Here is an 11,206-nt window from a genome sequence, read left to right on the forward strand (position 1 = left end):
ATGTTGGTGAACGCATGGTGCGGAACGGGTGTAAAAGAGGCGACGGCGCCGTGGGCGCAGCCGACATCCAAAATGGCGCTGTTTCTCGTGGTCGCGGTAAACGCTGCGGCGATTGCCCCGCAGGCGAAAGAAATAAGCGGCGATTTGCCGCTTTTAATTCCGGGTATTGCCGTTGTCATTGTCGTTTCCTATGTGCTGGGCTGGGCGAGCGGGTTATTCTTTCACGACCGCGGCCTGACCATCGCGCTTACATACAGCACGGGCATGCGCAACATTTCGCTCGGATTGGTGCTTGGCCTGGCTTATTTTGACGCGAAAGCGGTTGTTCCGGTGATTATAACCACGCTTATTCAGCAGCCGGCTGCCGCTGCGGTGAATTGGCTGTTCGCGAAATTTTCCGGTCACGATCAATTTCGGTACGACCGGTATGAAAGCCGCAGTCATTGACCGGTCCGGCGCTTCGCAAACCGCCGGGATGAAAAGCGGAACGCAATCGGTTTTTATTTCGGGTCGAACCGGCGCAGTGCTTTTTCTTTCTCCATCGCAAGCAGGCGGTGCATGTATTTGGCGCCCAGATACAGACAAATTGCGCCAATGTTCATATAAAATATTATTTCATTTTAAAGACTTTCGATTTGCGCTATAATAATGCATAAATTTCCACCCGAATTTGATCTGAACGTAAAAAAGGAGCCGGTATTTTGCTGAATTTTCGGCTTTCCCTCAACGATAGTCAGCGTTTTCTGCTGCGCAATGTGTCGATTATCGAACTTGGTCTTTTCATAAACCAGATGTCGTCGACGGTCGGAAGCATGATATTGGCGCGCGTTTTGCATGATCCCGGCAAATTTGGCGAAGTAAATCTGTTGTTGCAGATTTTCGGAATGGTCGGATTGTTCCTGAATGCGGGTTTCAATTCAGCTTTGGTTTATTCTTTCTCCACCGAAGCGGACGCTGCCAAACGGGACAAATTCCGGTTCGCGCTGTTTGGGAGTCTTGTTTTCGGAGTTTTTGTCAGCATTTTGCTGGCGGCAGGCGCGCCGCTTTTGGCGCAGGCTTATCATTTGCCGGAATTGCGGGGAGCGTTGTTCGCGGGTTCAATCATGCTGATTTTTAATTCCATCATTAACATTGGCATCGCGGCTTTTTCCGGAAACCGCGATTTTGGCGTTCAGTCGATGTTCATGGTGATGACAACGGTATTTTCCACTGCCGGCACGGTATTGGGCGTCTATATTCCGGTTGGCGGCCTTTTATGGAGTGTATCGTTGTGGATGGGGTTCGGGGCTGCCGCAACCGCAACTATCGTTAGTATAAAAGTGCACCGGGCGCATCGGCCCGAATGGTTCGGATTTATTTCTTTGCGCGAATTGTGGAAAATGTTGAAGTATGGCGTGCCCATTTGGGCCGGGAATATTGCGAAAGCTTTCCAGCAGCCTTTTCTCGTGATGATGATCGGTTCCGGTTCGGTTGTCGCGGTTGGTTATTTGACCAACGGGCTGCGGATTACGGGGTTTATCGGAATTGTTACATGGGCGTTTATGATCGTCACGTTTCCTTTTGTTGCGGAATGTTCGCAAGATTTGCGGGAAGCCAAACGAAGAGCGACCATTTGCACGCGCTATAACAATTTTATCTTGTATCCGTTGACGCTCTTGATTTGCCTGTATCCGGCGGAAATAAGCGGTTTTCTGTTCGGTCCCGAATATGCCGCGGGCGACTCGGCGACCTATATCCGGTTGTTGGCGCTGGGCGTCCTGTTTTCTTCGGTCAGCCGTTTGGGCGGCAATATACTTGCCGGCATCGGCAAAACCGGCGCCAATTTCTGGGTTATGGCCGTCGCCGGCATCGGCATCGTCGCGTTCGTGCCGTTTCTTGCGGGACATGCGCCGGTGCTCGCGGTTTGGATCTACACAGGAGGCTGGGCGGCGTCGGCGGCGGCTACGATCCTGTTTTTTTACCGCGAACATTTTCCGCTTGATTGGTGGAAGGCATATGGCGAGCCGCTGTTGCCGACCTGTTTTATGGGCATGTTGCTGGAGACGGGGCGGATTAGCGGCATCGGCGTCGGTTGGCTGATCGTACCGGGGTTAATCGGTCTCACGCTGCTGACGGTTTATTATGAGACCGCGCCGTCGCGGCGAAAAATTTTCAAAATGTAAAAGCGCGGGATAGAAGCTTGTCCGGTATCACAGCTTCAACAGAAACGATGCAAAATTGCGCCGCAAAAAAGGTTACTTTACCCAAACAAGTCGGTCAGCCGTTCGCAGCGATGCACGATGATAATGGTGCTTTTGCCCGACCTGGTCATGGACATGTCTTTTTTTGCCCGGTTGATCCAAACCGCATCCATGCCGGAGCGGATGGCGCCGATGATGTCTTTGCGCCACGAATCGCCGACCATCACGCATTGTTCCGGCGTGTTGCCCATACGCCGCAAAACGTGGCGAAAGAAAGCCGGATCGGGTTTTCTTCCTTTTCCGTTTAGCGGGGTGAACAACCGGTCTTCCGGGATAAAGCCGCTGATGGCCAATTGGCGGTACTGGCGCAGTCTGCGATCGCGGCTGCCGTTCGTCACAATGGCGAGTTTATAGGATTGGGACAATTTTTTCAGAACTTTATGCGCATTGCGAAACGGTTCGGCTGAATGTTCCCTTATTTGCCTGAATCTGTCCAGAAACGAGCGGATGAATCCGTCATGAACGGCAAACGGCATGGCGGAAAACGCTTCGCGCAAATGATTAATCTCCGAAGCGTCGGTCTTGGCGCGCCCTTTTGCTTTGCGCAGGGATTTCAGATATAAAGTGTATACGGCTTCCGGCGATACGTCGTTGCCACCCGCCCACCTCGCGGTAAATTCATTTAACGTTTTGATAAAAGCGATTTTCCTCGTCGCATGATTGTCCATCAGCGTGCCGTTCATATCGAACAGTATGGCTTTTTTCTGCCCGGGGGCGAATATCGGGGTCATATCGGCGGCATCCTCCAAATGGCGGCGCAACGTTTCTTGAGCCGCCGTGAAATCTTCTCCTCAATTATGTTATGATGAAAGCAAATGAAATGTTTCTGCAGGTGAAATGATGGAGAAGCTCCTTTTAATCGACGGCAACAGCATCGCCAATCGCGCTTTTTATGCGCTGCCTCTTTTGAGCAATACGGCGGGTTTGCATACGAATGCCGTGTACGGGTTTACGACGATGCTGTTGAAATTAATCGAGGATGAACAGCCTACGCATCTGCTGGTTGCGTTTGATGCCGGAAAAATCACTTTCCGCCATCAGGATTATGCCGCTTACAAGGGCGGCAGGGCCAAAACGCCGCCGGAATTATCCGAACAGTTTCCCCTTTTGCGAGAACTCCTTTCGGCAATGGGCATCGCCCAATTTGAGCTTGCCGGTTACGAAGCCGACGATATCATCGGAACGCTTGCCGCGCGCGGGGAAGCCGCCGAAATGAATGTGCTTGTCGTCAGCGGGGACAAGGATTTGCTGCAGCTTGCTTCGGATCGGGTAAAAATCGCTTTGACGCGCAAAGGAATCAGCGAAGTGGAGTTGTACGACACATCGGCGATTCGGGAAAAGTACGGACTAACACCGCGACAAATTATCGACTTGAAAGGCTTGATGGGCGACAACTCGGACAACATTCCCGGACTTCCCGGCGTCGGCGAGAAGACCGCTTTGAAGCTTTTGCGGCAATACGGCAGCGTTGAGGAAGTGCTGGAACATGCCGCGGACATCAAAGGCAAATTGGGCGAAACGGTACGCGAGCATCAAGAGGATGCGCGGCTCAGCAAACGGCTCGCCACGATTTTCCGCGAGGTGCCGTTAGACATGCCGTGGGATCATGTTCGTTTCACCGGGCTTTCAACACGGTCGACGGAAGAAATGTTCCGCAAGCTGGGATTCCGGACACTCCTGGATAAGCTTGGCGCCAAAGTGGCGCAGACGGCGGACGAAAGCGAAACGGCAAACGAGGGGCGCTTCGCTCCAGCGGATGCGGATTTGCCGGTTGTAGTCGCGGACGGCGAAACGCTTGCGCAACTAAGCGGCAAACTTGCCGCCGTAAGTACGGTTCATGTCGAGGTGGCAGGCGAAAACCCCCACGATGCGCAATTGATCGGCATGGCCTTTTACACCAGCGAAAAAGTGTATTATTTGCCCGGCGATTCGCTTAAACTTCCCGAGGCTTCGGCAATTCGCGATTGGTTTGGCGACGGCTCGCGGGAAAAAAGCCTGTTCGACTCGCATAAAGCGGAAATCGCGCTGGCCTGGCACGGCGTAAAGCTTTCCGGCGTCGCGTTTGACGCGCTTCTGGCGGCGTATTTGCTCGATCCGACCGAGTCGGGGTTGACGCTTGCGGGAATCGCGGCAAAATATGGGCTGCCGCGCTTGGCGGAAGACGATGAAGTGTTCGGCAAAGGCGCCAAATTTGCCATCCCTGAGCTTTCCGTGCTAAGCAAGCATTTGTCCCGCAAAGCCGCAACCATTGCGAAATTGCGCGGGATATTGTCGCAAGAGCTTGTCTCGCACGGGATGGAAAGCCTTTATTATGAACTGGAGCAGCCGCTTGTGTCCGTCCTGTCCATGATGGAGATGACCGGAGTGAAGGTGGATGCGGAAGATTTAAAACAATACGGAAACGAATTGGCAGACGGCATCAAGCGGCTTGAGCGACAAATCCACGAACTTGCCGGCGTAGAGTTCAACATCAACTCGCCGAAGCAGCTTGGCGAAATTTTGTTTGACAAACTGGGCTTGCCGGTCGTGAAAAAGACGAAAACAGGCTATTCAACCGATGCCGAAGTGTTGGAAAAATTGGCGCCGTACCATGATATTGTCGCGCTTATTTTGCATTACCGGCAGCTTGCCAAGCTGCAATCCACCTATGTGGAAGGGTTGCTGAAGGAAATTCGCCCGCAGACGGGCAAGGTGCATACGTATTTCCGCCAGACGATCGCCGCCACCGGCCGATTAAGCAGCCAGTTTCCCAATTTGCAGAACATTCCGATCAGGCTTGAAGAAGGCAAGAAAATCCGCAAGGTGTTCAAACCGTCCGAACCCGGATGGCATATCCTGTCCGCGGACTATTCGCAAATCGAGCTTCGCGTTCTGGCGCACATCTCGCAGGATGAGAAGTTGATCGAGGCGTTCCAAAACGATATGGACATTCATACGAAAACGGCAATGGATGTATTCGGCGTAAGCGCCGATCAGGTTGACGCAAATATGCGGCGCCAGGCGAAAGCGGTCAATTTTGGCATCGTCTACGGCATCAGCGACTATGGCTTGGCGCAAAACCTGAACATAACACGCAAGGAAGCCGCGCAATTTATTGAACAATACTTTGAAGTGTTCAAAGGCGTCCGCGCCTATATGGAAAATATCGTCAGGCAGGCAAAACGCGACGGCTATGTCACCACTTTGTTGGCGCGGCGCAGGTATTTGCCGGATATTCACGCCGCAAACTACAATATTCGTTCATTCGCCGAACGAACGGCGATGAACACCCCGATCCAGGGTACGGCCGCCGATATCATCAAGCTGGCGATGGTTAAAATCGCCGAGCGCATGCGCAAAGAAGCCGTCAAAAGCCGGATGCTCCTGCAGGTGCACGACGAACTGGTGTTTGAAGTGCCGGAAGCGGAATTGCCGCTCATGCGGACGCTTGTGCCGGATTTGATGGGGCGGGCGCTTAAGCTTGACGTTCCGCTGAAGGTCGATGTGGAAACGGGCGCGAACTGGTACGAGGCATAAGAAAAAGGGGAAAAGAGCAATGCCGGAACTGCCGGAAGTGGAGACGGTCAGACGGACGTTGAATCGTTTGATCAGGCATAAAAAAATTGTCGACGCGGAGGTGCGTTTGCCCCGCATTATCCGGCGTCCGGATGATCCGAAATTGTTTGCCGCGCTGCTCGCCGGGCACACTATTTTGGAAATGGAACGCCGGGGCAAATTTTTGCGGTTTTTAATGGATGGCCTCGTGCTGGTGTCGCATTTGCGCATGGAAGGCAGGTACGGCCTTTATCAACAAGGCGAGCCGGTTGCGGCGCATACGCACGTCATTTTTCGCTTTGCCGACGGCACCGAATTGCGTTACAACGATGTGCGCCAGTTTGGCACGATGCATTTGTTTGCGCCCGGTGAAGATTTGGCTTCGCCGCCGCTCAACAAACTCGGGCTGGAGCCGTTAAGCGGCGAATTTACATGGTCGGCGCTGCGGCGCGCCATTGCGGGCAGAACGACGAAAATCAAGCCGCTTCTTTTGAACCAGGAGGTCATTGCGGGCATCGGCAACATTTATGCCGACGAGGCTTTGTTCCGCGCCCGCATACATCCCGAAACAAGCGCCGGTTCGCTTTCCGCGGCGAAACTGCGCCGGTTGCACGAAGCGATCGTCGTCACGTTGCGGGAAGCCGTGCAATCAGGCGGAACTTCGATTAAATCGTTTGTGAACGGGCAAGGCGAAACGGGCACGTTTCAGCAGAAATTGAACGTATACGGACGCAAAGGCGACCCGTGCGTGAATTGCGGAACGCCGGTGAACAAAATCGTGCTTGGCGGCAGAGGCACGCACTTTTGCCCGCGCTGCCAAAGGCGCTGACACGAAAATATTTCCCTCCCCATATGATAGTGTGTGCGAGGCGCTTTGGGCGCATGAACCAATGCCGCCTAACGCGAATAGAGTTCCCGCCGGGGAGGGAAACAGATGCCGCAAGTCGTTTCACTGGTCATTCTGGCGCTGGCCGTCAGTTTTGACGGATTTGGCGTCGGGACGACGTACGGTCTGCGCAAAATTCGCATACCTATGTTGTCCATATGCATTATTTCACTTTTTTCAGGCTGTGTTATTTTTATTGCCATGCAAATCGGCGCTTTGCTTACGCGTCTGTTCAGCCCGCAAATTGCTTCCTGCCTGGGAGCCGCCATCCTGATCGGTATCGGGTTCTGGACATTGTGGCAAACCATTCGTCAGGCCTTTCGGCAAACATTTTTGCAAAACCGGAGAAAGCCTGCAGGAACAAAGCATATCGGGAAGGAAATGAATAAAGAACTAGTTGAGGCGAACGTCAAGAAAACGGTTTTGCGCATCAAATTCCGCCAATTCAGTTTGGTAGTGCAGATTTTGCGTTCCCCATCGGTCGCGGATGTGGACCAATCCGGCATCATTTCCGCATCGGAAGCGACGCTGTTGGGCGTGGCGCTCTCGCTGGATTCCTTCGGCGCAGGCTTAGGCGCGGCTTTGATCGGACTGAATCCCTTGTTGACCGCGGCGGCGATCGTCATATCCGGCGGCATCTTTATCACACTCGGTTTGAAAACCGGCATTTGGCTGTCGGAATGGAAATGGGTCGGACGTTTAGCGGTTATGCCCGGCTTGATTTTAATCGCCTTGGGCATGATGAAGTTGCTGAATACTTGATATACGGATGTGGCCATAATGAATATCGGTTTGACCGGCGGTATCGCGACAGGGAAAAGCACGGTGGCGGCCCTATTGCAGGAGCAAGGGGCAATCTTGATTGACGCGGATCAGGTCGCCCGGGAGGTTGTGCTTCCCGGGGAGCCTGCCTTGCAGGAAATTTTTGCCCGTTTCGGACAAGCGCTTAAACTCCCTGACGGCTCCTTAAACCGCAAGGCGCTCGGCGAAATCGTCTTTTCCGATGCCGCGGCGCGAAAAGATCTGGAGAATATTTTGCATCCCCGCATACGCGCCATTATCATGGGGAGAATGGCGGAATATGAGCGCAAGCAACCGGACAAGCTGGTCGTTGCGGATATCCCCTTGTTGTTTGAGAGCGGTTCACAGTACCGGTTTCAGCAAACGATGCTTGTCTACGTACCTGAAGACGTGCAGCTTGCGCGCTTGATGGCGCGCGATGCGATTGGCCGCGAGGCCGCGCTTAGGCGGATGGCGGCACAGATTCCCATCGAAGAGAAAAAACGAAGAGCCGATATCGTTATCGACAATAGCGGAACACTTGCGGAAACGAAGCGGCAGATTGATGAATTTTTGCGGGACAAGGGGTTAAAATGAAACAAGTTGTTTTGCTCTTGCGAAAAAAACGGGTGATCTTGCCGCTCGTGCTCGTATTTATCGGGTTGCTTTTTTTCGATACCGATTTGGTGGGGAAATTGCTTTACCCTGTTAAATATGAACAGGATATTTTGCTCAGTTCGGCGCATTATAACGTTGATCCGTATCTGGTTGCGGCCATCATCCGGGTGGAAACCAATTTCGCAACAAACAAAACTTCGAAAAAAGGCGCCATCGGGCTTATGCAATTAATGCCGGATACCGCCGATTGGATTATTGAGCAAGGCCAATTTTCCGATTTGACAAAACAGCGCCTGCAGCGTCCCGATGTTAATATTGAAGTGGGCACGTGGTATTTGGATTCGTTGGGTAAACAATTTGCCGCCCAATTCGCGACGTCCGATCCCGAAAAAGTGAAAGTGGACAAAATCGCGCTCATTTCCGCCGCGTACAACGCCGGCCCCAGGCGTGTCGGGGATTGGCTTGAGCAGAATGCATGGGACGGATCCGCGGATACGATCGGGCAAATTCCGATCGGTGAGACGCGCCATTACATCCAGCGTATCCTTTATTATTACAAAAAATACAAGCAATATTACGACTGGGAACAATGAACCGGCATTGGAGCGCCCACCCGCGGGGGGCGGGCGTCCAACGCCTTTTGTTTAAAACTTAGAAATATTTGCCGTTATCTAGCGCCACCGGAAAGCTGCTGTTCAGCGATTTGTACCAGACGACGGGTGATGTGCCCCCCGATTGCTCCTGCGTCACGGGTAGCCATGTTACCCATGTAGCCATCCTGCGGAATCGCAATCCCCAGCTCCTGCGCTACTTCATATTTCAACTGGTCAAGAGCGGCGTTAGCCTGGGGGACGACGAGAGCGTTGCTGGAACGGGATTGACCCTGAGCCATTTTTGTTCACCTCCTTGTCGTTGGTAGTTCTATTATGCGCGCGATTCGAAAGCGTATGTCAGGTAAGCGGTGGAAGCGTTGGCAATGATGTTGCTGCTTGTTTTTGGTATAATAGTGCAAAAGGGGAGGACTTGAAAAATATGAAATGCCCGTTTTGCGACTATTCCGGCACGAAGGTGTTGGACTCCAGGCCCGCCAACGACAACAAGTCGATCAGGCGCCGCCGCGAATGCGAAAAGTGCGCCCGCCGCTTTACGACATTCGAGACAATCGAAGAAACGCCGCTCATGGTGATCAAAAAAGACGGCACCAGAGAAGAGTTCAGCCGGGACAAAATCCTGCGCGGTTTGATGCGCGCCTGCGAAAAGCGCCATGTGTCCATGGAACGGCTGGAAATGATCGTCGCGGAAGTGGAAAAGGCGTTGCGCAATACCGCCAAGACGGAAGTGGAAAGTCGGGAAATCGGAGAGTTCGTGATGGAGCAGCTATATCCGGTGGACGAGGTGGCGTATGTCCGGTTTGCTTCCGTTTACCGTCAGTTTAAAGATATCGACATGTTCATGCGGGAGCTTAATAATCTCCTGAACCGCAGCGGCTATAATCGTTGACAGCAAGGAAACGCATATGATATTATTTCTCATGTTGCGGTAAATATGGGGCTTTAGCTCAGCTGGGAGAGCGTTTGGCTGGCAGCCAAAAGGTCAGGGGTTCGATCCCCCTAAGCTCCATTTCCGTTTAAAGAAATATTTAAAAAACCTTGTGACTACACGAGGTTTTTTTTTGTATATAAAGAATCATAATAGATATTGAGAAATTTTTGGAGGTTGAAAATGCTCACAAGTATTTCAGTTAACCATTATAAAAAATTAAAAAAGGTGGAAATTGAACTTGGCAAAACAACGGTATTTATCGGGCCAAACAACTCCGGTAAAACGACGGCACTTCAAGCATTGGCATTATGGGAAGTCGGGCTAAAAAAGTGGCTGGAAAAAAGGGGAGGCAAAACGTCTCCCGAAAAAAGGCCTGGCGTCACAATAAACCGAAGGGATTTACTCTCAATTCCGGTACCGTTTGCAAATTTGCTGTGGCATAACCTTCATGTTAGAAACGTAGAGCGAATTAAAGGCAAGACGCAAACGCAAAATATTTGTATTGAAGTGATAGTTGAAGGTGTTTCAAATGGCCAAGTTTGGAAATGCGGCTTGGAATTTGATTATGCAAACGAAGAGTCGTTTTATTGTCGGCCATTAAGAAAGATGATTGATGGCGAGATAACCCGAATGCCGATACCGGCAGCCGCAGGTCTAGTCAATGTGGCATTTCTGCCACCAATGTCAGGGTTAGCAGCGTATGAGCCAAAATGGGAGCCGGGTAGAATAAATGTACTACTTGGCGAGGGACAAACAGCTCAAGTGCTAAGAAATATGTGTTATCAAATTTATGAGAAAGATTTCGCTGAATGGAAAGAGTTGGTTAGTTACATTAAGCAATTATTCGGGGTATCGTTACTTCCGCCAAAGTATATTCAAGAACGTGGAGAAATAACCATGTCATACGTGGAAGAAAATGTAGAATTGGATTTGGCATCTGCCGGAAGAGGGCTTCAACAGACATTACTGATTTTATCTCACTTGTATGCAAACCCTGAAACCGTATTGCTATTGGACGAACCGGATGCACATTTGGAAGTATTAAGGCAAAGAGAAATTTATTCCTTAATTACAAGCATTGCGGAGAAAAAAAGATCGCAAATCATAGCGGCCAGTCATTCGGAAGTTGTATTAAATGAAGCTGCCAGCAAAGATACTGTCATAGCATTTGTCGGAACCCCCCATCGAATTGATGACAGAGGAAGTCAGGTGTTAAAATCTCTAAAAGAAATCGGATATGATCAATATTACCAAGCTGAGCAAACCGGGTGGGTTTTATATTTGGAAGGATCTACTGATCTGGCTATATTGATAGAATTTTCCAGGAAATTAAATCACCCATTACTTGAATATCTTAGCAGACCGTTTGTTTATTATGTTGGAAATCAAGTTACAAAAGCCCGAGATCATTTTTATGGATTAAAAGAAGCGAAAAAAGATCTTCTTGGAATTGCAATCTTTGATCGCACTGAAAATATTGCATTAAATAGTAATCTACCGTTGATTGAACTCATGTGGAAAAAAAGAGAAATCGAAAATTATTTTTGTTCAAAAGAAGTATTGTTGGCATATTCGAAATATGGTCTAACGCACGACTTGTTTGGGG

General features: G+C 50.9%; 11 protein-coding genes and 1 tRNA gene. 10 read left to right on the forward strand and 2 right to left on the reverse strand.

What is annotated here, in order from left to right; all coding sequences use genetic code 11:
• On the forward strand, positions 1-447 hold a 447-nt coding region (locus VF260_08460; GenBank protein HEX7057210.1), incomplete at its 5' end, for a hypothetical protein.
• Positions 448-701: 254 nt separating this feature from the next.
• Positions 702-2,162 (forward strand): oligosaccharide flippase family protein, encoded by a 1,461-nt coding sequence (locus VF260_08465; protein HEX7057211.1) that lies wholly within the window; start codon positions 702-704, stop codon positions 2,160-2,162.
• A 77-nt stretch (positions 2,163-2,239) separates the two neighbouring features.
• On the opposite strand, the gene VF260_08470 is transcribed toward VF260_08465, so the two are convergent.
• Entirely contained in the window at positions 2,240-3,001 is a 762-nt protein-coding gene (locus VF260_08470; GenBank protein ID HEX7057212.1) for an HAD family hydrolase, read from the reverse strand.
• Between the two features lie 79 nt (positions 3,002-3,080).
• On the opposite strand from VF260_08470, the gene polA reads away from it, so the two are divergent.
• From polA to VF260_08495, 5 genes are all read left to right on the forward strand, one after another.
• Positions 3,081-5,756: a DNA polymerase I gene (gene polA / locus VF260_08475; protein HEX7057213.1), complete on the forward strand. Its 2,676-nt coding sequence runs from the start codon at positions 3,081-3,083 to the stop codon at positions 5,754-5,756.
• 19 nt (positions 5,757-5,775) lie between these two features.
• The gene (gene mutM / locus VF260_08480; protein HEX7057214.1) at positions 5,776-6,603 is read left to right on the forward strand and encodes a DNA-formamidopyrimidine glycosylase; all 828 of its coding nucleotides are present in this window, start codon (positions 5,776-5,778) and stop codon (positions 6,601-6,603) included.
• 105 nt (positions 6,604-6,708) lie between these two features.
• The gene (gene ytaF, locus VF260_08485) at positions 6,709-7,422 is read left to right on the forward strand and encodes a sporulation membrane protein YtaF (protein ID HEX7057215.1); all 714 of its coding nucleotides are present in this window, start codon (positions 6,709-6,711) and stop codon (positions 7,420-7,422) included.
• Positions 7,423-7,440: 18 nt separating this feature from the next.
• Positions 7,441-8,037: a dephospho-CoA kinase gene (gene coaE / locus VF260_08490; GenBank protein HEX7057216.1), complete on the forward strand. Its 597-nt coding sequence runs from the start codon at positions 7,441-7,443 to the stop codon at positions 8,035-8,037.
• Positions 8,034-8,651, forward strand: coding sequence for a lytic transglycosylase domain-containing protein (locus tag VF260_08495; protein HEX7057217.1), 618 nt, complete (start codon positions 8,034-8,036; stop codon positions 8,649-8,651). Before coaE ends, VF260_08495 begins: the two co-directional genes overlap by 4 nt.
• A gap of 74 nt (positions 8,652-8,725) precedes the next feature.
• Here the strand turns inward: VF260_08495 and VF260_08500 are convergent, their stop codons facing one another.
• Positions 8,726-8,950 carry an alpha/beta-type small acid-soluble spore protein gene (locus VF260_08500; protein HEX7057218.1) on the reverse strand — a complete coding sequence of 75 codons (225 nt, stop codon included), beginning with the start codon at positions 8,948-8,950 and terminating at the stop codon, positions 8,726-8,728.
• Between the two features lie 140 nt (positions 8,951-9,090).
• Between VF260_08500 and nrdR the strand changes: the two genes are divergently transcribed.
• The 3 genes from nrdR to VF260_08515 all read left to right on the forward strand — a co-directional run.
• Complete coding sequence (gene nrdR / locus VF260_08505) at positions 9,091-9,558, forward strand: transcriptional regulator NrdR (GenBank protein HEX7057219.1); 468 nt, start codon at positions 9,091-9,093, stop codon at positions 9,556-9,558.
• A gap of 47 nt (positions 9,559-9,605) precedes the next feature.
• Positions 9,606-9,678, forward strand: a tRNA-Ala gene (locus VF260_08510).
• Positions 9,679-9,780: 102 nt separating this feature from the next.
• The coding region (locus VF260_08515) for an AAA family ATPase (GenBank protein HEX7057220.1) at positions 9,781-11,206 on the forward strand (1,426 nt) is incomplete at its 3' end.

It is taken from the genome of Bacilli bacterium, assembly GCA_036381315.1.
In the GTDB taxonomy this organism is placed as follows: Bacteria; Bacillota; Bacilli; order Paenibacillales; family KCTC-25726; genus DASVDB01.

Excerpts from the sequence above, each read along its gene's own strand:
- polA (HEX7057213.1), top strand. The coding sequence starts at position 3,081 with ATGGAGAAGCTCCTTTTAATCGACGGCAACAGCATCGCCAATCGCGCT.
- mutM (HEX7057214.1), top strand. The coding sequence starts at position 5,776 with ATGCCGGAACTGCCGGAAGTGGAGACGGTCAGACGGACGTTGAATCGT.
- ytaF (HEX7057215.1), top strand. The coding sequence starts at position 6,709 with ATGCCGCAAGTCGTTTCACTGGTCATTCTGGCGCTGGCCGTCAGTTTT.
- coaE (HEX7057216.1), top strand. The coding sequence starts at position 7,441 with ATGAATATCGGTTTGACCGGCGGTATCGCGACAGGGAAAAGCACGGTG.
- VF260_08495 (HEX7057217.1), top strand. The coding sequence starts at position 8,034 with ATGAAACAAGTTGTTTTGCTCTTGCGAAAAAAACGGGTGATCTTGCCG.
- VF260_08500 (HEX7057218.1), bottom strand. The coding sequence starts at position 8,950 with ATGGCTCAGGGTCAATCCCGTTCCAGCAACGCTCTCGTCGTCCCCCAG.
- nrdR (HEX7057219.1), top strand. The coding sequence starts at position 9,091 with ATGAAATGCCCGTTTTGCGACTATTCCGGCACGAAGGTGTTGGACTCC.